The organism is Citrobacter sp. MGH104, assembly GCF_001034485.1.
In the GTDB taxonomy this organism is placed as follows: domain Bacteria; phylum Pseudomonadota; class Gammaproteobacteria; order Enterobacterales; family Enterobacteriaceae; genus Citrobacter; species Citrobacter freundii.
The window spans coordinates 421259-446026 of the sequence record NZ_KQ089818.1 but is presented as its reverse complement, the minus strand read 5'-3'; the positions used below and the strand labels follow the sequence as shown (position 1 = coordinate 446026).

Sequence of the window (24768 nt, the reverse complement as noted above, 5' to 3'; positions counted from 1 at the left end):
CTAATGCAGGGAGAAAACCAACTCCCAGGGCATATACCAAAGATTCGCCAGCACCATTAGCAACAGCGAACACCAGGTTGCGCTCATGCCTGAACGGCGCCAGCGGAAAAGCCGATGGTGGAATCCGTAATAATGCATCAGTCGTCCGGCAATCAACATCAGCCCGCAAAGATGCACCATCCACGTCTCTGCGCCGTTCATTTCCATAAATAACAGCAGCACTAACGCGACGGGAATATATTCCACCGCGTTACCGTGAATGCGGATAGCGCTTTGCAGTTCGCTAAAACCTCCATCGCCATAGGCAACGCGATATTGCATGCGCAGGCGAACAACGTCAAAGGAGAACTTTATTAACAATAACGCACCCAATACGGCATAAAGCGCGCTTACCATACAAACTCCCTTTTAAAATGGCTGATGGCCTTGACTATGATAGGTGGCATTTTCAGAAAAGAGAAGATTGCTGTGGAATAGACGGCGCTGATCCGATCTCTGGCAGAGCATTGCGTAAATCTGCCCATAGCGTATCAACAAGCTCCGGGGCCTGCGCGATGTCCGGCGTATGCAAAAACAGATACGGCGTCGTGGTGTGTTGCCATAGTGATAGCTTGGTCAGCCAGACGGCAAAAAGCGCGCTGTTTTGTGCCATATCATCGCTGCCGATAAAGCGTACCATCGGATGGTTTGCCGTCACCACCGCATGCACCGGAACCTTTGGTTTCTTACGCTGGGCGTCACGTATCGCTTCGGTATGTGGGATTGCGGCATGTACCGGGCGGCTGTCCAGAATCACCCGGTTTACTCCACGCTCGTGTAACCCGCGATTAAATAGCTGTTCGGCTTCGCCTTTGGCAAAGAAGTCTGGATGGCGAACTTCCACACCGTAGGTAAAGCATTCGGGGAGCGCATCGAGAAACTGCCACAGGGCAGGCAGGTCGCGTGGGCTAAAAGTCGCGGGTAATTGCAGCCAGTATTGTCCAATGCGCGATCCCAGCGGCGACATGCGCGTAAAAAATTCCTGCACCAGGTCATCACAATTACGCAGCGCGGCCTTATGCGAAATGGTCGCCGGAAACTTAAAACAAAATCGAAACGTATCGGTGGTCTGTGCTTGCCAGCGGGCAACAATATCGGCTTTAGGCAGCGCATACAGCGTGGTATTGCCCTCCACGCAGTTAAAGTGGCGGGCATACTCTTCAAGACTTGTGATCCCCAAACGCACCCATTTTGGATGCGACCACTGGGGTAAACCGATATAGATCATAGCGCTTGCAAAATCTCTTCCACGCTGCGAACGCGCGCAATGCGGGGGAAAATGTGAGTCATGCTGCCCAGGTGTTGCTCAGCACTGGCGGCACTACAGGCATCCTCTGCAATGATAAGACTGAAACCCAGCTCCCACGCATTTCGCGCCGTCGACTCAACGCCAATGTTCGTAGAGATGCCGCACAGGACGATGGTATCGATACCCCGGCGACGCAGCTGCAATTCCAGATCGGTGCCGTAGAATGCGCCCCACTGGCGTTTGGTTACTTCGAGGTCGCTGGTGCATTTACCCAGAGCAGCCGGGTAATCCCACCAGTTTTCGGGCAACGCTTTTGCTGGAGTCTGAGCATCTACTGGTTGTTTTAGCGCTTCGGCGTAATCGTCAGACCACCCGACGCGCACCATTACCACCGGGGAACCGTGGGTACGGAATTTTTCCGCCAACTGCGCGGCGCGGGCAACCACAGCGTGTGCCGTATGAGGTCCGCCAGCGAAAGGCAGGATCCCTTCCTGTAAGTCAATCACGACAAGGGCAGTTGTTTTTGCGTTCAGTTCCAGCATGGTCACTCCAGTAAAAAATAGAATTCCGTTACACCTTAAGCGCGAATCAGTGTGAAAGGGGCGACAATTTTTGTTATTTTTTGTGAGATTACGCAATGCCCGTCCAGGAAACAGGCGTACAGTCAGTACCGGACTTATCGTGCGGCAGAATTTCCAGTATAATAGCCGCCTTTTTTCATTCAGTTGTGACATTCAGCTAAAGCTGCGACTTCGTCATCTGCGAGACAGGTGACAATCCGCCTGCGGCAAAGTTAAGGGATATCTCATGCGTACAGAATATTGCGGACAGCTACGTCTGTCCCACGAGGGGCAGCAGGTGACTCTGTGTGGTTGGGTCAACCGTCGTCGTGATCTTGGTAGCCTGATCTTTATCGATATGCGCGACCGCGAAGGTATCGTGCAGGTATTTTTCGATCCGGACCGTGCGGACGCGTTAAAGCTGGCCTCCGAACTGCGTAATGAGTTCTGCATCCAGGTTACGGGCACCGTGCGTGCGCGTGACGCGAAAAACGTCAACGCCGAGATGGCGACGGGCGAAATTGAAGTGCTGGCCTCCGATCTGACCATCATCAACCGTTCAGACTCGCTGCCGTTGGACTCTAACCACGTCAACACCGAAGAAGCGCGACTGAAGTATCGCTATTTAGATCTGCGTCGCCCTGAAATGGCGCAGCGCCTGAAAACGCGTGCCAAAATTACCAGTCTGGTGCGTCGTTTTATGGACGACCACGGCTTCCTCGACATCGAAACACCGATGCTGACCAAAGCGACGCCGGAAGGCGCGCGCGATTACCTGGTACCTTCTCGCGTACATAAAGGTAAATTCTACGCGCTACCGCAATCACCTCAGTTGTTTAAACAACTGCTGATGATGTCTGGCTTTGACCGCTACTATCAGATCGTAAAATGCTTCCGTGATGAAGACTTACGTGCTGACCGTCAGCCTGAATTTACCCAGATCGACGTTGAGACTTCCTTCATGACCGCACCGCAGGTGCGTGAAGTGATGGAAGCGCTGGTGCGTAATCTGTGGCTGGAAGTTAAAGGGGTGGATCTGGGTGATTTCCCGATCATGACCTTTGCCGAAGCTGAGCGTCGTTACGGTTCCGATAAACCAGACCTGCGTAACCCGATGGAGCTGGTTGACGTTGCCGATCTGGTGAAAGACGTTGAGTTCGCAGTGTTCTCTGGTCCGGCAAACGATGCGAAAGGCCGCGTAGCTGCTCTGCGTGTACCGGGCGGTGCCGCACTGAGCCGTAAGCAAATTGACGATTACGGCAACTTTATTAAGATTTACGGCGCGAAAGGTCTGGCTTACATCAAAGTCACCGAGCGTGCGAAAGGTCTGGAAGGTATCACCAGCCCGGTTGCTAAGTTCCTGAACGCAGAAATCGTGGAAGCGATTCTGGCGCGTACCGGTGCGCAAGACGGCGACATGATTTTCTTCGGTGCCGACAACAAGAAAGTGGTTGCCGACGCGATGGGCGCGCTGCGTCTGAAACTGGGTAAAGACCTGAACATTACCGACGAAGCCAAATGGGCGCCGCTGTGGGTTATCGACTTCCCAATGTTTGAAGACGATGGTGAAGGCGGACTGACCGCAATGCACCATCCGTTCACCGCGCCGAAAGATATGACTGCTGCTGAGCTGAAAGCTGCGCCAGAAGACGCGGTTGCTAACGCATACGATATGGTTATCAACGGCTACGAAGTGGGCGGCGGTTCCGTGCGTATTCACAACGGCGACATGCAGCAGACCGTATTCGGTATTCTGGGCATTAACGAGCAAGAGCAGCGTGAGAAATTCGGCTTCCTGCTGGATGCGCTAAAATATGGTACACCACCGCATGCGGGCCTGGCGTTTGGTCTGGACCGTCTGACTATGCTGCTGACCGGTACTGACAACATTCGTGACGTTATTGCTTTCCCGAAAACCACTGCTGCAGCGTGTCTGATGACTGAAGCGCCGAGCTTTGCCAACGAAGCTGCGCTGGCGGAACTGAGCATTCAGGTTGTTAAGAAGGCCGAGAATAACTGATATGAGATACAAACAGCCTGTCTCGGTGTTAGTCGTGATTTATGCAAAGGACACCGGGAGAGTGCTGATGTTACAGCGACGCGACGATCCTGATTTCTGGCAGTCGGTCACCGGCAGCCTTGAAGAGGGTGAAACCGCGTCGCAAGCCGCTATGCGCGAAGTAAAGGAAGAGGTCGCCATTGATGTTGCATCTGAGCAACTGACCTTAATTGACTGTCAGCGCACGGTGGAGTTTGAGATTTTTAGCCATTTACGTCATCGCTATGCACCGGGAATTGAACGAAATACTGAATCCTGGTTTTGCCTGGCACTTCCCTCAGAACGAGAGATCGTGTTCACCGAACATCTGACCTATCGTTGGGTTAATGCGGTTGAAGCCGCCCAATTAACCAAGTCGTGGAGTAACCGGCAGGCGATTGAAGAGTTTGTAATTAACGTCGCCTGAAAAGGCGCGCTTTTTGGAGATATTATTTATGGCAGGTCATAGTAAATGGGCCAACACCAGACACCGTAAAGCAGCGCAGGATGCTAAACGCGGTAAAATTTTCACCAAAATAATTCGTGAGCTGGTGACGGCGGCAAAACTCGGCGGCGGCGATCCGGACGCTAACCCGCGTCTGCGTGCAGCGGTTGATAAAGCGCTGGCTAACAACATGACCCGTGACACCCTGAACCGTGCAATCGCTCGCGGTGTGGGTGGTGATGAAGATTCCAACATGGAAACCATCATCTATGAAGGTTATGGTCCTGGCGGTACAGCCGTTATGATTGAATGTCTGTCTGACAACCGTAACCGTACTGTTGCGGAAGTGCGTCACGCGTTCACGAAAACGGGCGGCAACCTCGGTACCGACGGTTCCGTGGCTTACCTGTTCAGCAAAAAAGGCGTGATCTCCTTTGAACAAGGCGACGAAGACGCCATCATGGAAGCGGCGCTGGAAGCAGGTGCTGAAGACGTGGTGACCTTCGACGACGGCGCAATTGACGTTTACACCGCGTGGGAAGAGATGGGTAAAGTGCGTGACGCGCTGGAAGCGGCGGGTCTGAAAGCGGACGCGGCTGAAGTGTCTATGATTCCATCCACCAAAGCAGATATGGATGCAGAAACAGCGCCGAAGTTGTTGCGTCTGATCGATATGCTGGAAGACTGCGACGACGTGCAGGAAGTTTACCATAACGGCGAGATCTCTGATGAGGTTGCAGCTACCTTAGAATGAGGTGGCTGTACCGCAACCTGACAGGAGGTGCGTGATGTCTATCATTCTCGGCATTGACCCGGGGTCGCGCATCACCGGTTATGGCGTTATTCGTCAGGTCGGAAGACAGCTGACCTACCTCGGCAGCGGTTGTATCCGCACCAAAGTCGAGGATCTCCCGTCACGCCTGAAGTTAATTTACGCGGGCGTGACGGAAATCATCACCCAGTTCCAGCCGGACTATTTTGCCATTGAGCAGGTCTTTATGGCGAAGAACGCTGACTCGGCGCTAAAGCTTGGACAGGCACGTGGCGTGGCAATCGTTGCGGCGACCAATCAGGATCTACCGGTCTTTGAATACGCGGCCCGCCAGGTAAAACAGACTGTGGTGGGGATCGGTAGTGCGGAAAAAAGCCAGGTCCAGCATATGGTACGCACGCTGCTAAAACTCCCGGCGAATCCGCAAGCGGATGCCGCGGATGCGCTGGCGATTGCTATTACCCACTGCCATGTCAGTCAGAATGCCATGCAAATGAGCGAGTCGAGGCTGAATCTGGCGCGAGGGCGGTTGCGTTAGTTATGATGCCTCGGTCTCTGTAGACTGCGGCATTTCAATTCCCTTTTCGTCAATCAACTCTAAATTTGGATGCTGCCACAAACTGGCTGGTGTCACCGTTTTCCGCTCCCAGGGAATAGACCCTAAAAACCACAGTTTCCAGAAGGTGAGCTTCGCATTCGGATTACTGTGCAGCAACGCTTCAAACGTCTCGACCTCGCCTATCGGAATACACAACGCTTCTTTGTAGATATCAAACACAAATTTCGAACAGAACTGGCGTGATGACTCATATTTAAATCCCGTATGATAAAACTTACTCAGGCGAGCAGGGACCTGCTCCATGATGGCGAGCTTCTGTTCGATGGTCAGGCCGCCGTGCAGGCGACGAATAGCGTAACGCTGCCCGACTGAACGTTGTATGAATAATGACAGCGTGGTAACGGTTGACAGCGGAACACGGCTTTCTGCCACCAGATAATCCTCGCCATTGTGGCCGATGATAATGCCAACATGATTGCTCCAGCATTGTGAGGCCGTGGATATCTGGCCGAATAGCGCTGCCCCTATACAGGTGAATACAATATCTCCGGTTTCATAGTTGGCGGTATAATTTTTTTCCAAGATTCACTCCATTGTTATTGTCTGAAGTAATTTCCATCTTCTAACCTGGTGCATAATTAACATTATATTGAAAGAGTGACCAGATAGTGTTCTGAATGAATTTTTCAGATGAGTATCTGGTCGCATATTAATTTACCGTGTCAATTAATTGATGGAGAGGGGAGATTACGCAAGAGCAACTTTGCAATAGCAGGGTGAAAGCTCCTCAGCGTATAACCACTGAGGCTACTGCGTTCTTATCCCTAATCCTATTATTATAAGCGGTTACCGGAAGGATTCCTGGCAATTCCGATACTCTACCCCTTGCGGCCAGACATCTGGTTCTGTTTGCCCTTGAATCATCTTGTCGGCCTTCAGAAACACGTCTTTATCACGCGCAATACAGGCAGTTGCTAGAATATTATTGAGTGTCCTGGTCGATGGATATTGTTGATAGCGATCTTCCCAACCTTGTCGCATATTGTCCCATGAAATAACTTCATGTTTATTTAATAAGGTTAAAAATTCTGGTTGGAAAGAGATCGCATTGAACCAGATATAGGAGTAATAAGATAAACCTGACTTATTTTTGTTGTTCTCAGCAGCCATACGTGCGATTTTCTCGACCTCTTCGGCTGATCCCCCCCACTTAGGTAAACGACCTTCCATCGCCTGTAAATAAATGTTCTGATAGGTAGGGAATTTTTTGCTCCCTTCCTGCAGAGTACTGTAGAGCAGCTCTTTATCGTCAAGATTACGAGCAACCATTTCCATTTCCTGATACCAGGTTGCATCTTTATCGGCAATATCTTTATTTTTCAGCAGGAATTCTTTTTCTTCGACCATGAGTTTTTTGTACTTAGGCCATACATCGGGATCTACCGAACTGGCGGCGCCTTCTCCACGCAAACCGACGGCTTTGACATCAAATACCATGGCTTGCAGCATTCTCGCGCCGGTAGAGTTCGGCCTGGCCTTAAGCCACTGAGTCGCAACATCATCGATACTTTTACCGGAAATATCGCCTGCGTAAAGGCCATAGATTCCTTCCCAGGCAAGAACCAGTTTATGAGTTCCGCCGCTGGTGGTTGGGAATCCGGTATTATATTCCTGAATCATTTCATCTAATTTGGCCCAGTCTCCGCTAACTGTATAAGCAATGGCCTGTTGTTCAATGACCATACGTTCCTGGGGTTCTGTAATACTATTTGCTGAAGCCAGCATGGGCGTTGCTAATAAAGAACAAAAAATGATATTTTTAAAGTGCATATTATTCTCTCTGTGAATGATTTTGGGAGATAGAGGTGGTTTTGAAAATATCTAAGCAAATAGTTTATAATATAATGGTGATTGTTTTTTAGATGTTCAACTAGTCTGATGTGTATGAAACAGGATGTTTATTACAACTATAATTCGCGTGATATTTATCATATTGGTGTATATAAATACTCTTATCGGTGGTTGGATGCAGAATTGGTGGGGTAATGCGCAATGTAACGATAATAAAGCGTACATAACCGGTATCCTGACCTACCGATACTGATGACCTGGCGCATTATGAATCTCCTCAATCAGTCGTTACTGGAAACACAAGATCGAGAAGAAGCGCGACGGTTTATCGATAGCAGTTATCGCATTTGCCATACGACGCGCGGGCAGGAGGTTATCCGGGTAGGGCGAAAGAAAGTCGATAATCATTATACGGTATATTTTGTGCGCGCCAGCAACGGCACTCGCAGGCGATAAAGCGCCTGGCAAATCGCGAAAGACGTTTTTCATCTGGATATCTATCCAGCCTTTTTTTATGATAGCGCATTACCTTTTAGCCCTTAACGCAGGAGCGTCACGTGATAGGCAGACTCAGAGGCATCATTATTGAAAAACAACCCCCGCTGGTCCTTCTGGAAACGGGTGGGGTAGGCTATGAAGTGCATATGCCGATGACCTGTTTCTACGAGTTGCCGGAAGCCGGGCAGGAAGCGATTATCTTCACCCATTTTGTGGTGCGTGAAGACGCTCAACTGCTGTATGGCTTTAACAACAAGCAAGAGCGCACGCTGTTTAAAGAGTTAATCAAAACCAATGGCGTGGGGCCGAAGCTGGCGCTGGCGATCCTCTCCGGAATGTCTGCGCAGCAGTTTGTTAATGCCGTTGAGCGCGAAGAGCTTGGCGCGTTAGTGAAATTACCGGGCATTGGTAAGAAAACCGCAGAGCGTTTGATTGTTGAAATGAAAGACCGCTTTAAAGGCCTGCATGGTGACCTCTTTACCCCGGCGGCGGATCTGGTTCTGACCTCTCCGGCCAGTCCGACAACGGACGACGCCGAGCAGGAAGCGGTTGCTGCGCTGGTGGCGTTGGGCTATAAACCACAAGAAGCCAGCCGCATGGTGAGCAAAATTGCCCGCCCTGATGCCAGCAGTGAAACCCTGATTCGTGAAGCGCTTCGCGCGGCATTGTGAGGTAAAGGATGATTGAAGCAGATCGCCTGATTTCGGCTGTCAGCACGACCCCTGAAGACCTGGTGGATCGTGCGATCCGCCCTAAATTTCTGGAAGAGTATATTGGCCAGCCTCAGGTCCGTTCGCAAATGGAGATTTTTATCCAGGCGGCGAAGCTGCGTGGTGACGCTCTCGATCACCTGCTGATTTTCGGTCCTCCAGGTCTTGGTAAAACCACGCTTGCCAATATTGTCGCCAATGAAATGGGCGTTAATCTGCGCACCACGTCCGGTCCGGTACTGGAAAAAGCGGGTGACCTGGCGGCAATGCTTACCAACCTTGAACCCCACGATGTGCTGTTTATCGATGAAATCCATCGTCTTTCACCGGTGGTGGAAGAGGTGCTGTATCCGGCGATGGAAGATTATCAGCTGGATATCATGATTGGTGAAGGGCCGGCTGCACGTTCGATCAAGATCGATCTGCCACCGTTTACGCTAATCGGGGCGACGACGCGCGCCGGGTCGTTAACGTCTCCGTTGCGTGACCGTTTTGGTATTGTACAGCGCCTGGAATTCTATCAGGTGGCTGATCTGCAGCACATTGTAGGACGCAGTGCGCGTTTTATGGGCCTGGAAATGAGCGATGAAGGCGCGCTGGAAGTGGCACGCCGCGCCCGCGGTACGCCGCGTATTGCCAACCGCTTATTACGCCGGGTACGTGATTTCGCCGAAGTGAAGCATGACGGCACGATTTCAGCAGATATCGCCGCTCAGGCGCTGGATATGCTCAATGTGGATGCGGAAGGATTTGATTATATGGACCGTAAGCTGCTGCTGGCGGTTATCGACAAATTCTTTGGCGGACCGGTCGGACTGGATAACCTGGCAGCGGCGATCGGGGAAGAGCGTGAAACCATTGAGGACGTGCTTGAGCCATATCTGATTCAGCAAGGTTTTCTGCAGCGTACGCCGCGTGGACGTATGGCAACCGTGCGCGCCTGGAACCATTTTGGCATTACGCCGCCACAAATGCCTTAATGCATGATGTCGCTACGCTCACCAGGCCTGGGCGATTTTGTAGGCCCGGTAAGCGCAGCGCCACCGGGCAACGCATGCTTAGCTCGCTTGCTTTTTCATCATGCTGAAAATAAACAGCAGCGCGGCACACAGCACCACGGAGGGACCTGCCGGGGTGTCATAGAAGGCCGAGAAAGTCAGCCCGCCTGTAACCGCTATCATTCCCACACCAACGGCAACTCCTGCCATCTGTTCCGGCGTACGGGCAAAGCGACGGGCGGTCGCCGCAGGGATAATAAGCAGCGAGGTGATAATCAACGCCCCGACAAACTTCATCGCCACGCCAATCGTTAACGCCGTAACCAGCATCAGCAGCAGCTTCACGCGTTGCAGCTTCACGCCATCGACAAATGCCAGATCCGGACTGATGGTCATCGATAGCAGGTTACGCCACTGCCAGAACAGAATCGGCAGAACAATAACCACGCCGATGGCGATGGAGATAAGATCTTCAGGCGTCACGGCGAGCAAATCACCAAACAGGTAAGCCATCAGATCCACACGGATGTTGGACATCAGGCTGACGACAACCAGCCCCAGCGACAATGCACTATGCGCCATAATGCCCAGTAAGGTATCGATCGCAAGGTGAGGGCGCTTTTCAAGCCATACCAGACCGCCAGCCAGCAACAAAGTGACGGCGATAACCGCATAGAAAGGGTTTACATCCAGCAGCAGGCCAAAGGCGACTCCCAGCAGCGAAGCGTGGGCCAGCGTATCACCGAAATAAGACATTCGACGCCAGACCACAAACGAGCCGAGTGGGCCAGCAGCACAGGCCAGCATGATCCCGGCTAACCAACCGGGTAATAACAATTCAATCATGAGTGACCATTTCCCCGGCGTAAGACGATACGACCCTGTAAATCGTGGCGGTGATTGTGATTATGACGGTAAATTCCGAGTTGTTCGGCGCCGCGTTGCCCGAACATTGAGATGAATTCCGGGTGCATGGAAACCACTTCCGGTGCACCGGAACAGCAAATATGATGGTTCAGGCACAGTACTTCATCGGTTTTGGCCATCACCAGATGCAGGTCATGGGAAACCATCAGTACGGCGCAATCCAGTTCACGTCGCAACTGGTCGATAAGGTCGTACAGTGCGACCTGCCCATTGACATCTACGCCCTGGGTCGGCTCATCGAGCACCAGTAGCTGAGGTTTATTCAATAAAGCACGGGCTAACAGGACGCGTTGCGTTTCCCCGCCAGAGAGCTTTTGCATCGGCGAATTCATCAGATGTCCGGCCTGAACGCGCTTCAGTGCCGGAAGGATATCCTCTTTTTTGGTGCCGGGACGTAAGCGCATAAACCTGCTTACCGTCAGCGGAAGCGTAGTATCGAGGTACAGTTTTTGCGGTACATAGCCAATCCGCAATTGGCCATTACGCTTGATAACTCCCTCATCAGCCGCTACCAGTCCTAATACAACGCGTACCAGCGTAGACTTCCCGGCACCATTTGGGCCGAGAAGCGTTAAAATTTTACCGGGTCGAAGTTCAAGCGATACGTCAGACAGGACGCGGCGTTGACCATAAGAGACCGAGACATTTTCCAGTGAAACCAAAGTCGTCATATCAATTTTAGTCTTGCAGAAGTTATAGAATGTTATAATATCACATTTCTTACATTCATTACGATGATTGGTCGCATTATGTTACATAAAAATACGCTTCTTTTCGCAGCATTATCCGCTGCTCTTTGGGGTAGTGCAACACAGGCAGCAAATGCTGCTGTGGTGGCCTCGCTCAAGCCGCTGGGATTTATTGCTTCGGCCATTGCGGACGGGGTAACAGACACTGAAGTTTTGCTGCCTGACGGGGCTTCCGAACACGACTATTCACTGCGTCCATCAGACGTAAAACGCTTACAGGGCGCGGACTTAGTCGTTTGGATTGGACCTGAGATGGAAGCGTTTATGGAAAAGTCAGTCAAGAATATTCCTAACGCGAAACAGGTAACGATTGCGCAGCTCAATGACGTGAAACCGTTACTCATGAAAGGTGCTGACGACGACGATGACGATCATGGACACAATGATGCTGGCAGTGAAAAAAGTGACGAGCATCACCATCACGGCGATTACAACATGCATCTTTGGCTTTCCCCAGAGATAGCGCGGGCCTCAGCGGTTGCAATCCATGAAAAATTAGTGGAACTTATGCCGCAAAGTCGAGCCAAACTTGACGCCAACCTGAAGGATTTTGAGGCACAATTAGCCGCAACCGATAAGCAGGTAGGTAACGAGCTCGCACCGCTCAAGGGAAAAGGTTATTTCGTTTTTCATGACGCCTATGGCTACTACGAAAAACACTACGGACTAACACCGCTTGGTCACTTTACCGTGAACCCTGAGATTCAACCTGGTGCGCAGCGTTTACATGAAATAAGAACACAGTTGGTTGAGCAAAAAGCAACCTGCGTTTTTGCTGAGCCACAGTTCAGGCCAGCGGTCGTTGAAGCCGTCGCGAGAGGGACATCCGTTCGAATGGGAACGTTGGATCCGCTCGGTACGAATATCAAACTGGGTAAAACAAGCTATTCAGCGTTTTTGAACCAATTAGCCAACCAGTATGCGAGCTGCCTGAAAGGAGATTAATGAGGAAGTGAATACGTGCAACAGATAGCCCGCTCTGTCGCTCTGGCATTTAATAATCTGCCGCGACCCCATCGCGTTATGCTGGGGTCGCTTACCGTACTGACGTTGGCCGTCGCCGTCTGGCGGCCTTATGTTTACCATCCCGATTCTGCACCCATCGTCAAAACTATCGAGCTGGAAAAAAGCGAGATTCGTTCTCTGTTGCCTGAGGCAAGCGAACCTATTGATCAGGCTGCACAGGAAGACGAAGCCATTCCGCAGGATGAACTGGATGACAAAACGTCTGGTGAAGCTGGTGTGCATGAGTATGTCGTCTCCACTGGCGATACGCTGAGCAGTATTCTGAATCAGTACGGCATCGATATGGGCGATATCAGTCAACTCGCTGCTTCCGATAAAGAGCTGCGTAATCTGAAAATTGGTCAGCAACTTTCCTGGACCTTAAGCGCGGAAGGTGACCTGCAGCGTCTGACCTGGGAAGTATCCCGCCGTGAAACCCGTACTTACGATCGCACTGCGACGGGTTTCAAAATGAGCAGCGAAATGCAACAGGGCGATTGGGTTAACAGTCGTATCAAAGGCACGGTGGGCGGAAGCTTCGTCGCCAGCGCCAAAGATGCCGGGCTGACCAGCTCTGAAATCAGCGCAGTGATTAAGGCCATGCAGTGGCAGATGGATTTCCGCAAACTGAAAAAAGGTGATGAGTTCTCGGTGCTGATGTCTCGCGAAATGCTGGACGGCAAGCGCGAGCAAAGCCAACTGCTGGGCGTGCGTTTACGTTCTGAAGGCAAAGACTATTATGCCATCCGTGCAGCAGACGGTAAGTTCTATGACCGTAACGGTACCGGGCTGGCGAAAGGCTTCATGCGTTTCCCGACGGCGAAACAGTTCCGTATTTCCTCGAACTTTAACCCGCGTCGCCTGAATCCGGTGACTGGACGCGTAGCGCCGCACAAAGGTGTCGACTTTGCGATGCCGCAGGGGACGCCGGTACTGTCGGTGGGCGATGGTGAAGTGGTTGTAGCGAAGCGTAGCGGCGCTGCCGGATACTATGTTGCGGTTCGTCATGGTCGCACCTACACCACGCGTTATATGCACCTGCGTAAGCTGTTGGTGAAACCAGGTCAAAAAGTGAAACGTGGCGATCGTATCGCGCTGTCAGGTAACACCGGGCGTTCAACGGGGCCGCATCTGCACTATGAAGTATGGGTTAACCAGCAGGCCGTGAACCCTTTGACGGCGAAACTGCCGCGTACAGAGGGTCTGACCGGCTCGGATCGCACCGATTACCTGGCGCAGGTGAAAGAGGTTATGCCTCAGCTACGTTTTGATTAATTAGTACACTGACAAAGCCGGTACGCTATGCGTGCCGGCTTTTTTATTTTGTACGGCGCACGGTGCGCCGCTACACTATCAGCAGATTTACTTTTCGCGGCACCAGACACTGGAAGAGCATGGAAACGAAAAAAAAGAATATTGAGTATATCCCTGAGTTTCACAAATCATTTCGCCATCCGCGCTACTGGGGCGCCTGGCTGGGGGTGGCGGCGATAGCTGGTATTGCGTTAACGCCGGCAGCATTTCGTGATCCTATTCTGGCAAAACTCGGACGGCTCGCCGGAAGACTGGGAAAAAGTTCCCGTCGCAGAGCATTGATCAATTTATCCCTCTGCTTTCCTGAACGTAGCGAAGCTGAGCGTGAAGCCATTGTTGATGATATGTATGCAACTGCGCCTCAGGCGATGGTCATGATGGCTGAATTAGCAATACGTGGCCCGGAGAAAATTCAGAGTCGGGTTGACTGGCAGGGCCTGGAAATCATCGAAGAGATGCGGCGCAACGATGAAAAAGTTATTTTTCTCGTTCCACATGGCTGGGGGGTAGATATCCCGGCGATGCTGATGGCGTCCCAGGGACAGAAAATGGCGGCGATGTTCCACAATCAGGGGAACCCGGTATTCGATTACGTCTGGAACACGGTACGCCGTCGCTTTGGTGGTCGTTTGCATGCGCGTAATGATGGCATTAAACCGTTTATTCAGTCTGTCCGTCAGGGATATTGGGGATACTACCTGCCGGATCAGGACCATGGACCTGAACACAGCGAGTTTGTTGATTTTTTTGCTACCTATAAAGCAACGTTACCGGCGATTGGACGTCTGATGAAGGTCTGCCACGCGCGCGTGGTACCGCTGTTCCCCGTATACGATGGGAGAACGCACCGCCTGACGATCCATGTTCGTCCACCGATGGATGACATCCTGACGGCGGATGACCACACCATTGCCAGACGGATGAACGAAGAGGTGGAGATTTTTGTCACGCCTCATGTCGAACAATACACCTGGATTCTGAAACTGCTTAAGACGCGTAAACCCGGCGAGATTGAGCCCTATAAGCGCAAAGATCTCTATCCGAAGAAATAAAAAAAAGCCTCTCAAACGAGAGGCTTTTTTACATTTAAGCGACTTATTCTACGGTCAGAATACGCGTGGTATTGGTTGAGCCAATGGTGCTCATCACATCGCCCTGGGTCACGATCACCAGGTCACCAGAAACCAGGTAGCCTTTATCGCGCAGCAGGTTCACCGCTTCATTGGCGGCAACGACGCCGTCAGTTTCGCTGTCGAAGTGAACCGGGGTGACACCGCGGTACAGGGAGGTCAGATTCAGCGTGCGCTCATGACGAGACATCGCGAAAATCGGCAGGCCGGAACTGATACGAGAAGTCATCAGCGCAGTGCGACCGGACTCCGTCATTGCGATGATAGCGGTGACCCCTTTCAGGTGGTTAGCAGCGTACATCGCTGACATCGCAATCGCTTCTTCAACGTTATCAAACTGCACGTCAAGGCGGTGTTTAGAGACGTTGATGCTCGGGATCTTTTCAGCGCCGAGACAGACGCGCGCCATTGCCGCGACGGTTTCCGCCGGGTACTGACCTGCTGCTGTTTCTGCAGAGAGCATCACGGCATCGGTGCCGTCGAGGACGGCGTTAGCCACATCCATCACTTCCGCACGAGTCGGCATTGGGTTGGTAATCATCGACTCCATCATCTGCGTAGCGGTGATGACCGCACGGTTCAGCTGGCGTGCGCGACGAATCAACGCTTTCTGAATACCTACCAGCTCAGGGTCACCGATTTCAACACCCAGGTCGCCACGGGCTACCATCACTACGTCAGAAGCCAGGATGATGTCATCCATCGCATTCTGGTCGCAGACGGCTTCTGCACGTTCTACTTTGGCGACAATTTTCGCATCGCAACCGGCATCGCGCGCCAGACGGCGGGCATAATTCAGATCTTCGCCGCAGCGCGGGAAGGAGACAGCCAGATAGTCAACGCTGATTTGTGCTGCGGTAATGATGTCGGCTTTGTCTTTTTCGGTCAGAGCTTCAGCAGAGAGACCGCCGCCCAGTTTGTTGATGCCTTTGTTATTGGATAGCGGGCCACCGACGGTGACTTCGGTGAAGACTTTCATGCCCTGAACTTCCAGCACCTTAAGCTGTACGCGACCATCGTCGAGCAGCAGGATATCGCCAGGCACGACGTCAGCAGGCAGCCCTTTATAATCAATACCGACTTTTTCTTTGTCGCCTTCGCCTTTGCCGAGGTTGGCGTCTAACAGGAACTTGTCGCCAACGTTAAGAAATACTTTACCTTCTTTAAAGGTGGATACGCGGATTTTAGGTCCCTGCAGGTCACCCAAAATAGCTACATGACGTCCCAGTTTTGCGGCAATTTCACGGACTTTATCCGCCCGCAGTTTGTGATCTTCTGGAGAGCCATGGGAAAAGTTCATACGTACGACGTTCGCACCCGCGGCGATAATCTTCTCAAGGTTGTTATCGCGGTCAGTTGCCGGGCCTAACGTGGTAACGATTTTGGTTCTGCGAAGCCTTCTGGACATGTAATACTCCGTTGACTGAAACAACTTGGTGTTGCGTGAACATTGATCCGGCCGTTCTCAAACATTAACGGTAAATGAACAACCCGGATGATAAAAGGGTAGAACATTGTTATTGCTTTTAGCGGTCATCACTCTTGATGAGTAATTCTTTATCAAAACGCGATTCCTTGAGCGCTTCCTTGACACGCTTCAAGTTATCTCTAAATTTTGCCCCTCGGCGCAAAGTAAATCCTGTAGCCAGCACATCTATCACGGTCAGTTGAGCAAGTCGAGAGACCATGGGCATATAAATGTCAGTATCTTCCGGTACATCGAGGGTAATTGCCAGCGTGGCTTCCCGTGCCAGTGGCGTACCGGGAGAGGTGAGGGCGATAACCATGGCATCGTTTTCCCGCGCTAATTGCGCCAGTTCAACCAGACTTTTGGTTCTTCCGGTATGAGAAATAAGCACAATGACGTCGTCGTCGCTACAATTCATACAACTCATGCGTTGCAGAACAATATCGTCGGAATAAATTACCGGCACGTTAAAGCGGAAAAATTTATTCATCGCGTCATGCGCTACCGCGGCGGAAGAACCTAAACCAAAGAAGGCAATTTTCTTCGCCTGGGTTAATAAATCTACCGCCCGGTTTACCGCCGCGTTATCCAGCGACTGGCGAACGTGGTCGAGGCTTGCCATCGCTGACTCGAAGATTTTCCCCGTGTAAGATTCTACGCTGTCATCCTCATCCACATTGCGATTAACATAAGGGGTGCCATTTGCCAGACTTTGCGCCAGATGCAGTTTAAAATCAGGAAAGCCGCGGGTGTCCATGCTGCGACAGAAACGGTTCACCGTTGGCTCGCTGACATTCGCTTCTACAGCAAGTGCAGCGATGCTTGAATGGATTGCCCGCTCGGGAGAGGCAAGAATAATGTCGGCGACTTTACGCTCTGACTTGCTCAAATGTTCCAGTTTTAACTGGATTTTTTCCAGCATATTCATGATGTAGGTAGACTCATGGGTCATGGGCAAAAACGATTTCAGCGATACGGGGAAACCGATACACAATTTAGTGTATAGATATTACCCCTGCTAATGCAGCAACGGAGCAAAATGGACAGAATAGTTGTTGTTTTTTTTCATTACATGATCGGAGTCGGATTTTCATACTTCGTCATGGGTACGGAAAATACGACTTTTTTATCCATTTTGATGGGTTATACGCCAATAAAGCGGCTGTTCGCGGTAACAGCACGGCTGGATAAGCGTTTACGGTTTCCGGATTCACGTAAAAGCAGTACAGTGCACTGTAATAAAATTACAACCAGTGTCTGGCAAAAGCACCAGGCACTTAATTGAGGAGAATGACATGGCGGTAACGCAAACAGCCCAGGCATGTGACCTGGTCATTTTCGGTGCGAAGGGCGACCTGGCGCGACGGAAATTGCTGCCTTCCCTGTATCAACTGGAAAAGGCCGGCCAGATTAACCCGGAAACCCGTATCATTGGGGTTGGGCGTGCCGACTGGGACAAAGCAGCTTATACCAAGGTTGTGCGCGAAGCGCTCGAAACCTTCATGAAAGAAAAAATCGATGAAGGTTTATGGGAGACCCTCAGCGGTCGTCTGGAGTTTTGTAATCTGGACGTCAATGATACCGCCGCATTTAGCCGTCTGGGTGAAATGCTGGATCAGAAATCACGTACCACTATTAACTATTTCGCGATGCCGCCAAGCACTTTTGGCGCAATCTGCAAAGGTTTGGGTGAAGCAAAGCTGAATGCTAAGCCTGCCCGCGTGGTGATGGAAAAACCGTTAGGAACGTCACTGGCAACATCGCGCGAAATCAACGATCAGGTCGGCGAGTATTTCGAAGAGTGCCAGGTTTACCGCATCGACCACTATCTCGGCAAAGAGACGGTACTGAACCTGTTGGCACTGCGTTTTGCCAACTCCCTGTTTGTGAACAACTGGGATAACCGCACTATCGATCACGTAGAAATTACCGTGGCGGAAGAAGTGGGCATTGAAGGGCGCTGGGGCTACTTTGACCAGGCCGGTCAGATGCGCGACATGATCCAGAACCATCTGCTGCAAATCCTATGCATGATCGCGATGTCTCCCCCGTCCGATCTGAGCGCTGACAGCATCCGTGATGAAAAAGTGAAGGTACTGAAATCACTGCGTCGCATCGATCGTTCGAACGTGCGAGAAAAAACGGTTCGCGGTCAGTACACCGCCGGTTTTGCCCAGGGCAAAAAAGTTCCGGGATACCTGGAAGAAGAAGGTGCGAACAAGAGCAGCAATACGGAAACGTTTGTGGCAATCCGTGTGGATATCGATAACTGGCGCTGGGCGGGTGTTCCATTCTACCTGCGTACTGGTAAACGTTTACCGACCAAGTGCTCTGAAGTCGTGGTTTACTTCAAAACGCCTGAGCTGAACCTGTTCAGAGAATCCTGGCAGGACCTGCCACAGAACAAGCTGACCATCCGTTTGCAGCCTGATGAAGGTGTCGATATCCAGGTACTGAACAAAGTGCCGGGTCTGGATCACAAGCATAACCTGCAAATTACCAAACTTGATCTGAGCTACTCCGAAACCTTCAACCAAACACATCTGGCCGACGCTTATGAGCGTCTGCTGCTTGAAACGATGCGCGGCATTCAGGCGCTGTTTGTGCGTCGAGATGAAGTTGAAGAAGCATGGAAGTGGGTCGACTCTATTACCGAAGCCTGGGCAATGGACAACGACGCGCCGAAGCCTTATCAGGCCGGGACTTGGGGACCGGTTGCCTCTGTGGCCATGATTACCCGTGATGGTCGTTCCTGGAACGAATTCGAGTAAAATATCATCTAGCCCATAGGTGTTATTTTACCGGTAACATGATCTAACACAGATTGTAGAATAATTTTTGCACTTTTAAGCCTCGCGTGGATTCACCCGCGGGGCTTTTTTTATTACACTGCCTGAAACGATTTTGCCCCTGAGCTACGGCTAACAAGCGATTCAGCTGTTTTTAACCCAACTGAAACACATTGTTTTTCCAACGCTCTGACAGATAAATTTTAGGAGCCTCTATGAATCCGAATTTGTTACGCGTAACACAACGTATCGTCGAACGTTCTCGCGACACACGTTCCGCCTACCTTGCCCGTATTGAACAAGCGAAATCGACTACCGTTCATCGTTCACAACTGGCGTGCGGTAACCTGGCGCATGGTTTTGCTGCCTGCCAGCCGGATGACAAGGCTTCGCTGAAAAGCATGCTGCGTAACAATATCGCGATCATTACCTCCTATAACGATATGCTTTCCGCACATCAGCCGTACGAGCATTACCCGGACATCATTCGTAAAGCGCTGCATGAAGCCAATGCGGTAGGCCAGGTCGCTGGCGGTGTTCCTGCGATGTGCGACGGTGTGACCCAGGGACAGGATGGGATGGAGCTTTCGCTGTTGAGTCGCGAAGTGATTGCTATGTCGGCTGCTGTGGGCCTCTCACATAATATGTTCGACGGCGCGTTATTCCTTGGCGTGTGCGACAAAATTGTCCCGGGTCTGGTGATGGCGGCACTGTCATTTGGTCATCTGCCTTCGATCTTTATTCCCTCCGGCCCGATGGCGAGTGGTCTGGCGAACAAAGAAAAAGTGCGTATCCGTCAGTTGTATGCTGAAGGTAAAGTCGATCGTATGGCGCTGCTTGAATCCGAAGCTGCGTCTTATCACGCACCGGGTACCTGTACGTTCTATGGCACGGCAAACACCAACCAGATGGTAGTGGAGTTTATGGGGATGCAACTGCCAGGATCCTCATTCGTGCACCCGGATGCGCCGCTGCGCGAAGCGTTGACCGCCGCTGCGGCTCGTCAGGTAACGCGTCTGACCGGCAACGGCAATGAATGGATGCCGATCGGTAAAATGATCGATGAAAAAGTAGTGGTCAACGGTATTGTCGCGCTGCTGGCGACCGGGGGCTCCACTAACCATACAATGCACCTGGTCGCGATGGCGCGCGCAGCCGGTATTCTGATTAACTGGGACGACTTCTCCGATCTGTCCGATATTGTGCCGCTGATGGCGCGTCTGTACCCGAATGGTCCGGCAGACATTAACCACTTCCAGGCGGCGGGTGGCGTGCCGGTGTTAATGCGCGAACTGCTTAACGCGGGTCTGCTGCATGAAGATGTGAACACCGTTGCCGGGTTTGGTTTATCGCGCTACACCATGGAACCCTGGCTCAACGAGGGTGAGCTGGACTGGCGTGAAGGTGCGGCGAAGTCGCTGGACAGCAACGTGATAGCCACCTTTGACCAGCCTTTCTCCCACCACGGCGGCACCAAAGTGCTGAGTGGAAACCTCGGCCGCGCAGTGATGAAAACGTCGGCGGTACCGGTAGAAAATCAGGTGATTGAAGCGCCCGCGGTTGTTTTCGAAAGTCAGCATGATGTATTGCCTGCCTTCGATGCGGGACTGCTCGACCGTGATTGCGTAGTAGTTGTGCGCCATCAGGGACCAAAAGCAAACGGAATGCCAGAATTACATAAACTCATGCCGCCACTTGGTGTATTATTGGACCGTTGTTTCAAAATTGCGTTAGTTACCGATGGACGACTTTCAGGTGCTTCAGGTAAAGTGCCTTCAGCAATCCATGTAACCCCAGAAGCCTATGATGGCGGGCTGCTGGCAAAAGTACGCGATGGCGACATCATTCGTGTGAATGGACAGACAGGTGAATTGACGCTGCTGGTTGATGAAGAGGAACTTGCTTCTCGTCAGCCTCATATTCCTGACCTCAGCGCATCGCGCGTGGGCACAGGCCGTGAAATGTTCAGCGCGTTGCGTGAAAAGCTGTCCGGTGCGGAACAGGGCGCAACCTGTATCACTTTTTAAGACTTATTTTGTAATCAGGCGAGAGAAAACTCTGATGAAAAACTGGAAGACAAGTGCAGAAGCAATCCTGACCACTGGCCCGGTTGTACCGGTTATCGTGGTTAATAAACTGGAACACGCAGTGCCGATGGCAAAAGCGCTGGTTGCAGGCGGCGTGCGCGTTCTGGAAGTGACCCTACGTACCGCATGTGCGATGGATGCCATTCGCGCGATCGCAAAAGAAGTTCCGGACGCTATCGTTGGTGCAGGTACTGTACTGAATCCACAACAGCTGGCTGAAGTTACCGAAGCCGGTGCACAGTTTGCTATCAGTCCGGGTCTGACCGAGCCGTTGCTGAAAGCCGCAACTGAAGGCACTATTCCGCTGATCCCTGGTATCAGCACCGTATCTGAACTGATGCTGGGTATGGACTACGGTTTGAAAGAGTTCAAATTCTTCCCTGCTGAAGCAAATGGCGGTACTAAAGCGCTGCAGGCGATTGCGGGTCCGTTCTCACAGGTCCGTTTCTGCCCAACCGGTGGTATCTCTCCAGCGAATTACCGCGACTACCTGGCACTGAAAAGCGTGCTGTGCATCGGCGGTTCCTGGCTGGTTCCGGCGGATGCGCTGGAAGCGGGTGATTACGATCGCATTACCAAACTGGCTCGTGAGGCTGTTGAAGGCGCGAAGCAATAATTGCGCAAAATGCCCGGTAATCACTACCGGGCATCGAATCTGTAACGGGCCATTCGGCCCGTTTTTTATCCAGTAACTTTCACCTGTGCGGCCGCGTCTTTCGCGCGTATCACCGCATCTTCAATGCTCTGTGCTGTGGCCAGCACAACGCCCAGACGACGGCTCCCGTCGATTTCCGGTTTGCCAAAGAACCTAACTTGCATACCCGCACCTACAGCGGCCTGCACGTTATCAAACGTGATATTCTGACTGGTAAGTTGCGGCAGAATAACAGCGGAAGCAGAAGGCCCATACTGGCGGATTTCGCCAACGGGCAGACCGAGAAATGCACGTACGTGCAGGGCAAACTCAGACAGATCCTGCGAAATTAAGGTCACCATACCCGTGTCGTGAGGGCGAGGGGAGACTTCGCTGAAAATCACCTCATCACCGCAGACAAACAGCTCCACGCCAAACAGTCCGTGACCACCCAGCGCCAGAACCACCTTGCGGGCAATCTCCTGCGCGTGCGCCAGCGCCAGTTCACTCATCTGCTGCGGCTGCCAGGACTCGCGATAATCGCCATCTTCCTGTCGATGTCCAACCGGCGCGCAGAAATGCACGCCATCAACGGCGCTAACGGTTAGCAGGGTGATTTCAAAATCAAAATTCACTACGCCTTCGACGATAACGCGTCCGGCACCAGCCCGACCGCCCTGTTGAGCATAGTCCCAGGCTGCAGTGAGCTGATCGGCTGAACGGATAAAGCTTTGTCCTTTACCGGACGAACTCATTACCGGTTTCACGATGCAGGGATAGCCGATTTCAGCGACGGCTTCGCGAAAGCGGACTTCACTGTCGGCAAAGCGGTAAGAAGAGGTCGGTAGAGACAATTCTTCGGCGGCGAGGCGACGGATTCCTTCCCGGTTCATGGTCAGTTGCGTTGCTCTTGCACATGGCACAACACGCTGGCCTTCCTGCTCCAGTTTTACCAGCATATCCGTGGCGATCGCCTCAATTTCCGGCACGATATAATGTGGTTTTTCACGCTCGACGAGCTGGCGTAATGCTTCGCCATCCAGCATGTTGATAACGTATGAGCGATGGGCAACGTGCATGGCTGGCGCGTCGGGGTAACGATCCACGGCAATGACTTCCACACCCAGGCGTTGACATTCAATTGCCACTTCTTTACCCAGTTCTCCCGAACCTAATAACATCACTCGCGTTGCTGCTGGACGCAGCGCTGTGCCTAATAACGTCATAAATTAATCCCCTGTTTTATCTGGGCGCAGTATATACGAAAACGTTTGCGTCTGTCTTTATTACCAGGTTGATTTCAGGGCTTAAAAAGAATATACTGTACATAAATACAGGTAATTTAAGAGGCTGCAAAATGGCGGTTGAAGTTAAATACGTTGTCATTCGGGAAGGTGAGGAAAAAATGTCGTTTACCAGCAAAAAGGAAGCCGATGCGTATGACAAAATGCTGGATACAGCAGATCTGCTCGACACATGGCTGGAGCAATCGCCGGTAGCGCTTGAAGACGAGCAGCGCGAAGCGCTTTCCCTGTGGCTGGCTGAGCAAAAAGATGTGCTGAGCGCCATTCTGAAAAATGGCAAGCTGCCTTCGCCGCAGGCTGTCGAAAACGATGCGCACGCTGGGGATGATACTCAGGCTGCCTGAAACGACTTGCGCTCCTGACGTTTTGTACCATGCTTTTCCCTGAATCATTGTGCAATCCCTGACGTTATTTCTCGTTGCTAGAGGCAATCTGAATGACGAAGGGGAGATTAAGGAGAAAAGAATGTATAAAAAAAGAACGTTATTGAGTCTGCTGCTGCTGTCTGCCAGCGTATCTGTATTTGCGGCAAATATGGAAAGCAAAAACGTCCAGTTCCCCAAGTGTGAGGGACTGGACGCTAACGGTATTGCGGCGAGCGTGAAACGTGATTATCAACAAAATCGCATCGCGCGCTGGGCTGACGATCAAAAGCGCGTCGGGCAAGCCGATCCTGTCGCCTGGGTAAACACGCCCGATATTACGGGCAAAGACGGGAAATGGTCAGTTCCCCTGACTGTTCGCGGTAAAAGTGCGGATATTCACTATCAGGTAAAAGTCGACTGCAAAGCCGGAACAGCGGAGTATCAGCCGCAGTAACGGAGGTATTTGCACATCTTTTGATGACCTGAACACTTCCTGACATCCCCTCGGGTACGCTTTGATGATTATTCGTCTGTACTTGAGGGGCAAAATGGCTAACTGGCTAAATCAACTACAATCTCTTCTTGGGCAAAAAGCTTCCTCCGCGTCATCTTCTGGCGAGCAAGGGCTGAGTAAACTTCTCGTTCCAGGCGCGTTAGGCGGTCTGGCAGGATTACTGGTTGCCAACAAATCTTCTCGTAAATTACTGAGTAAATACGGCACCAGCGCGCTTCTGGTGGGCGGAGGCGCGGTTGCCGGGACTGTGTTATGGAACAAGTACAAGGATAAAGTTCGCGTAGCGCATCAGGATGAGCCGCAGTTTGGCGCACAAAGCTCACCGCTGGATGAGCGAACTGAACGTCTGATTCTGGCGCTGGTTTTTGCGGCGAAAAGCGATGGCCATATTGATGCCAAAGAACGTAGCGCCATTGAGCAGCAGCTCCGTGAAGCGGGCGTGGAAGAGCAGGGCCGCATTCTGATTGAACGCGCCATCGAACAACCGTTAGACCCTCAACGACTGGCGCATGGGATCCGTAACGAAGAAGAAGCGCTAGAAATTTACTTCCTGAGCTGTGCGGCGATTGATATCGACCACTTTATGGAACGTAGTTATCTCAACGCGCTGGGCGATGCGTTGAAGATCCCGCAGGATGTTCGTGAAGGCATTGAACAGGATCTCAAGGAACAAAAACAGGCGTTACCGGGTTAATTACTTACCGCTAAGGCGCATGTTTCGCTTGCATCATTGCTGTCTTTTGCCACCCTTATAGGATGTTTA

The 24768-nt window shown here is 51.8% G+C and carries 26 protein-coding genes; 15 read left to right on the top strand and 11 right to left on the bottom strand.

Going from position 1 to position 24768, the window contains the following annotated elements:
- The 3 genes from SK34_RS02095 to SK34_RS02085 are packed head-to-tail and all read right to left on the bottom strand — an operon-like array spanning nucleotide 1 to nucleotide 1830.
- Nucleotides 1-396 (bottom strand): MAPEG family protein, encoded by a 396-nt coding sequence (locus tag SK34_RS02095; protein WP_003034689.1) that lies wholly within the window; start codon nucleotides 394-396, stop codon nucleotides 1-3.
- Between the two features lie 52 nt (nucleotides 397-448).
- The gene (locus SK34_RS02090) at nucleotides 449-1267 is read right to left on the bottom strand and encodes a DUF72 domain-containing protein (protein ID WP_003844158.1); all 819 of its coding nucleotides are present in this window, start codon (nucleotides 1265-1267) and stop codon (nucleotides 449-451) included.
- Entirely contained in the window at nucleotides 1264-1830 is a 567-nt protein-coding gene (locus SK34_RS02085) for a hydrolase (RefSeq protein ID WP_003841685.1), read from the bottom strand. Before SK34_RS02085 ends, SK34_RS02090 begins: the two co-directional genes overlap by 4 nt.
- A 265-nt stretch (nucleotides 1831-2095) precedes the next feature.
- Here SK34_RS02085 and aspS point away from each other — a divergent pair, with 265 nt between their 5' ends.
- Genes aspS through ruvC form a run of 4 tightly spaced genes read left to right on the top strand, consistent with a single transcriptional unit; the run spans nucleotide 2096 to nucleotide 5641 of the window.
- Nucleotides 2096-3868, top strand: a complete 1773-nt coding sequence (aspS, locus tag SK34_RS02080) for an aspartate--tRNA ligase (protein WP_003034862.1) — start codon at nucleotides 2096-2098, stop codon at nucleotides 3866-3868.
- Between the two features lies 1 nt (nucleotide 3869).
- Nucleotides 3870-4313, top strand: coding sequence for a dihydroneopterin triphosphate diphosphatase (gene nudB, locus SK34_RS02075; protein ID WP_003844155.1), 444 nt, complete (start codon nucleotides 3870-3872; stop codon nucleotides 4311-4313).
- A gap of 28 nt (nucleotides 4314-4341) precedes the next feature.
- Nucleotides 4342-5085 (top strand): YebC/PmpR family DNA-binding transcriptional regulator, encoded by a 744-nt coding sequence (locus SK34_RS02070; protein ID WP_003034865.1) that lies wholly within the window; start codon nucleotides 4342-4344, stop codon nucleotides 5083-5085.
- A 34-nt stretch (nucleotides 5086-5119) separates the two neighbouring features.
- Nucleotides 5120-5641, top strand: coding sequence for a crossover junction endodeoxyribonuclease RuvC (gene ruvC, locus SK34_RS02065; RefSeq protein WP_048232240.1), 522 nt, complete (start codon nucleotides 5120-5122; stop codon nucleotides 5639-5641).
- Here the strand turns inward: ruvC and SK34_RS02060 are convergent, their stop codons facing one another.
- The 3 genes from SK34_RS02060 to SK34_RS02050 all read right to left on the bottom strand — a co-directional run bounded on the left by SK34_RS02060 (nucleotide 5642) and on the right by SK34_RS02050 (nucleotide 8002).
- A complete protein-coding gene (locus SK34_RS02060; protein ID WP_048232238.1) occupies nucleotides 5642-6244 on the bottom strand; it encodes a YebB family permuted papain-like enzyme in 603 nt (200 codons plus the stop codon).
- A 264-nt stretch (nucleotides 6245-6508) separates the two neighbouring features.
- A complete protein-coding gene (locus SK34_RS02055; RefSeq protein ID WP_087878987.1) occupies nucleotides 6509-7405 on the bottom strand; it encodes a DUF4034 domain-containing protein in 897 nt (298 codons plus the stop codon).
- 396 nt (nucleotides 7406-7801) lie between these two features.
- A complete protein-coding gene (locus SK34_RS02050; protein WP_048232235.1) occupies nucleotides 7802-8002 on the bottom strand; it encodes a hypothetical protein in 201 nt (66 codons plus the stop codon).
- 68 nt (nucleotides 8003-8070) lie between these two features.
- Here SK34_RS02050 and ruvA point away from each other — a divergent pair, with 68 nt between their 5' ends.
- Nucleotides 8071-8682, top strand: a complete 612-nt coding sequence (gene ruvA / locus SK34_RS02045; RefSeq protein WP_003034869.1) for a Holliday junction branch migration protein RuvA — start codon at nucleotides 8071-8073, stop codon at nucleotides 8680-8682.
- Nucleotides 8683-8690: 8 nt separating this feature from the next.
- Nucleotides 8691-9701 carry a Holliday junction branch migration DNA helicase RuvB gene (ruvB, locus tag SK34_RS02040; protein WP_003841680.1) on the top strand — a complete coding sequence of 337 codons (1011 nt, stop codon included), beginning with the start codon at nucleotides 8691-8693 and terminating at the stop codon, nucleotides 9699-9701.
- Between the two features lie 78 nt (nucleotides 9702-9779).
- Here ruvB and znuB read toward each other — a convergent pair whose 3' ends face one another.
- Both znuB and znuC read right to left on the bottom strand, forming a co-directional pair.
- On the bottom strand, nucleotides 9780-10565 hold the full coding sequence (znuB, locus tag SK34_RS02035) for a zinc ABC transporter permease subunit ZnuB (protein ID WP_048232231.1): 786 nt from the start codon (nucleotides 10563-10565) through the stop codon (nucleotides 9780-9782).
- Nucleotides 10562-11317, bottom strand: coding sequence for a zinc ABC transporter ATP-binding protein ZnuC (gene znuC / locus SK34_RS02030; protein ID WP_046671223.1), 756 nt, complete (start codon nucleotides 11315-11317; stop codon nucleotides 10562-10564). Before znuC ends, znuB begins: the two co-directional genes overlap by 4 nt.
- Before the next feature lie 78 nt (nucleotides 11318-11395).
- Here znuC and znuA point away from each other — a divergent pair, with 78 nt between their 5' ends.
- The 3 genes from znuA to lpxM all read left to right on the top strand — a co-directional run bounded on the left by znuA (nucleotide 11396) and on the right by lpxM (nucleotide 14766).
- Entirely contained in the window at nucleotides 11396-12340 is a 945-nt protein-coding gene (znuA, locus tag SK34_RS02025; RefSeq protein ID WP_003844151.1) for a zinc ABC transporter substrate-binding protein ZnuA, read from the top strand.
- Between the two features lie 15 nt (nucleotides 12341-12355).
- Nucleotides 12356-13675: a murein DD-endopeptidase MepM gene (gene mepM, locus SK34_RS02020; RefSeq protein ID WP_003034883.1), complete on the top strand. Its 1320-nt coding sequence runs from the start codon at nucleotides 12356-12358 to the stop codon at nucleotides 13673-13675.
- 119 nt (nucleotides 13676-13794) lie between these two features.
- Entirely contained in the window at nucleotides 13795-14766 is a 972-nt protein-coding gene (gene lpxM / locus SK34_RS02015; RefSeq protein ID WP_003841672.1) for a lauroyl-Kdo(2)-lipid IV(A) myristoyltransferase, read from the top strand.
- A gap of 43 nt (nucleotides 14767-14809) precedes the next feature.
- Here lpxM and pyk read toward each other — a convergent pair whose 3' ends face one another.
- A complete protein-coding gene (pyk, locus tag SK34_RS02010; RefSeq protein WP_003034890.1) occupies nucleotides 14810-16252 on the bottom strand; it encodes a pyruvate kinase in 1443 nt (480 codons plus the stop codon).
- Nucleotides 16253-16370: 118 nt separating this feature from the next.
- Nucleotides 16371-17240, bottom strand: coding sequence for a MurR/RpiR family transcriptional regulator (locus SK34_RS02005; RefSeq protein WP_003034893.1), 870 nt, complete (start codon nucleotides 17238-17240; stop codon nucleotides 16371-16373).
- Nucleotides 17241-17607: 367 nt separating this feature from the next.
- On the opposite strand from SK34_RS02005, the gene zwf reads away from it, so the two are divergent.
- The 3 genes from zwf to kdgA all read left to right on the top strand — a co-directional run bounded on the left by zwf (nucleotide 17608) and on the right by kdgA (nucleotide 21804).
- Nucleotides 17608-19083 carry a glucose-6-phosphate dehydrogenase gene (zwf, locus tag SK34_RS02000; RefSeq protein ID WP_003034896.1) on the top strand — a complete coding sequence of 492 codons (1476 nt, stop codon included), beginning with the start codon at nucleotides 17608-17610 and terminating at the stop codon, nucleotides 19081-19083.
- Between the two features lie 233 nt (nucleotides 19084-19316).
- Entirely contained in the window at nucleotides 19317-21128 is a 1812-nt protein-coding gene (gene edd / locus SK34_RS01995) for a phosphogluconate dehydratase (RefSeq protein WP_003841668.1), read from the top strand.
- 34 nt (nucleotides 21129-21162) lie between these two features.
- Nucleotides 21163-21804 (top strand): bifunctional 4-hydroxy-2-oxoglutarate aldolase/2-dehydro-3-deoxy-phosphogluconate aldolase, encoded by a 642-nt coding sequence (gene kdgA, locus SK34_RS01990; protein WP_003034901.1) that lies wholly within the window; start codon nucleotides 21163-21165, stop codon nucleotides 21802-21804.
- Between the two features lie 65 nt (nucleotides 21805-21869).
- Here kdgA and purT read toward each other — a convergent pair whose 3' ends face one another.
- Nucleotides 21870-23048: a formate-dependent phosphoribosylglycinamide formyltransferase gene (gene purT, locus SK34_RS01985; RefSeq protein ID WP_048232229.1), complete on the bottom strand. Its 1179-nt coding sequence runs from the start codon at nucleotides 23046-23048 to the stop codon at nucleotides 21870-21872.
- Nucleotides 23049-23179: 131 nt separating this feature from the next.
- Here purT and yebG point away from each other — a divergent pair, with 131 nt between their 5' ends.
- From yebG to SK34_RS01970, 3 genes are all read left to right on the top strand, one after another.
- On the top strand, nucleotides 23180-23470 hold the full coding sequence (gene yebG / locus SK34_RS01980; protein WP_003034906.1) for a DNA damage-inducible protein YebG: 291 nt from the start codon (nucleotides 23180-23182) through the stop codon (nucleotides 23468-23470).
- A gap of 121 nt (nucleotides 23471-23591) precedes the next feature.
- A complete protein-coding gene (gene yebF / locus SK34_RS01975; protein ID WP_003034909.1) occupies nucleotides 23592-23945 on the top strand; it encodes a protein YebF in 354 nt (117 codons plus the stop codon).
- A 94-nt stretch (nucleotides 23946-24039) separates the two neighbouring features.
- Nucleotides 24040-24699, top strand: coding sequence for a tellurite resistance TerB family protein (locus SK34_RS01970; protein WP_016150461.1), 660 nt, complete (start codon nucleotides 24040-24042; stop codon nucleotides 24697-24699).
- The last annotated feature ends 69 nt before the right edge of the window (nucleotides 24700-24768 follow it).

What these genes read in the sequence shown, in the direction of transcription:
- SK34_RS02085 (WP_003841685.1), bottom strand. Translation starts at nt 1,830, where the DNA reads ATGCTGGAACTGAACGCAAAAACAACTGCCCTTGTCGTGATTGACTTA.
- SK34_RS02070 (WP_003034865.1), top strand. Translation starts at nt 4,342, where the DNA reads ATGGCAGGTCATAGTAAATGGGCCAACACCAGACACCGTAAAGCAGCG.
- znuC (WP_046671223.1), bottom strand. Translation starts at nt 11,317, where the DNA reads ATGACGACTTTGGTTTCACTGGAAAATGTCTCGGTCTCTTATGGTCAA.
- yebG (WP_003034906.1), top strand. Translation starts at nt 23,180, where the DNA reads ATGGCGGTTGAAGTTAAATACGTTGTCATTCGGGAAGGTGAGGAAAAA.
- kdgA (WP_003034901.1), top strand. Translation starts at nt 21,163, where the DNA reads ATGAAAAACTGGAAGACAAGTGCAGAAGCAATCCTGACCACTGGCCCG.
- SK34_RS02050 (WP_048232235.1), bottom strand. Translation starts at nt 8,002, where the DNA reads ATGAAAAACGTCTTTCGCGATTTGCCAGGCGCTTTATCGCCTGCGAGT.
- yebF (WP_003034909.1), top strand. Translation starts at nt 23,592, where the DNA reads ATGTATAAAAAAAGAACGTTATTGAGTCTGCTGCTGCTGTCTGCCAGC.
- pyk (WP_003034890.1), bottom strand. Translation starts at nt 16,252, where the DNA reads ATGTCCAGAAGGCTTCGCAGAACCAAAATCGTTACCACGTTAGGCCCG.
- SK34_RS01970 (WP_016150461.1), top strand. Translation starts at nt 24,040, where the DNA reads ATGGCTAACTGGCTAAATCAACTACAATCTCTTCTTGGGCAAAAAGCT.
- SK34_RS02055 (WP_087878987.1), bottom strand. Translation starts at nt 7,405, where the DNA reads ATGGTCATTGAACAACAGGCCATTGCTTATACAGTTAGCGGAGACTGG.
- nudB (WP_003844155.1), top strand. Translation starts at nt 3,870, where the DNA reads ATGAGATACAAACAGCCTGTCTCGGTGTTAGTCGTGATTTATGCAAAG.
- zwf (WP_003034896.1), top strand. Translation starts at nt 17,608, where the DNA reads ATGGCGGTAACGCAAACAGCCCAGGCATGTGACCTGGTCATTTTCGGT.
- aspS (WP_003034862.1), top strand. Translation starts at nt 2,096, where the DNA reads ATGCGTACAGAATATTGCGGACAGCTACGTCTGTCCCACGAGGGGCAG.
- purT (WP_048232229.1), bottom strand. Translation starts at nt 23,048, where the DNA reads ATGACGTTATTAGGCACAGCGCTGCGTCCAGCAGCAACGCGAGTGATG.
- SK34_RS02090 (WP_003844158.1), bottom strand. Translation starts at nt 1,267, where the DNA reads ATGATCTATATCGGTTTACCCCAGTGGTCGCATCCAAAATGGGTGCGT.
- znuB (WP_048232231.1), bottom strand. Translation starts at nt 10,565, where the DNA reads ATGATTGAATTGTTATTACCCGGTTGGTTAGCCGGGATCATGCTGGCC.
- SK34_RS02095 (WP_003034689.1), bottom strand. Translation starts at nt 396, where the DNA reads ATGGTAAGCGCGCTTTATGCCGTATTGGGTGCGTTATTGTTAATAAAG.
- ruvC (WP_048232240.1), top strand. Translation starts at nt 5,120, where the DNA reads ATGTCTATCATTCTCGGCATTGACCCGGGGTCGCGCATCACCGGTTAT.
- ruvB (WP_003841680.1), top strand. Translation starts at nt 8,691, where the DNA reads ATGATTGAAGCAGATCGCCTGATTTCGGCTGTCAGCACGACCCCTGAA.
- edd (WP_003841668.1), top strand. Translation starts at nt 19,317, where the DNA reads ATGAATCCGAATTTGTTACGCGTAACACAACGTATCGTCGAACGTTCT.
- lpxM (WP_003841672.1), top strand. Translation starts at nt 13,795, where the DNA reads ATGGAAACGAAAAAAAAGAATATTGAGTATATCCCTGAGTTTCACAAA.
- SK34_RS02005 (WP_003034893.1), bottom strand. Translation starts at nt 17,240, where the DNA reads ATGAATATGCTGGAAAAAATCCAGTTAAAACTGGAACATTTGAGCAAG.
- znuA (WP_003844151.1), top strand. Translation starts at nt 11,396, where the DNA reads ATGTTACATAAAAATACGCTTCTTTTCGCAGCATTATCCGCTGCTCTT.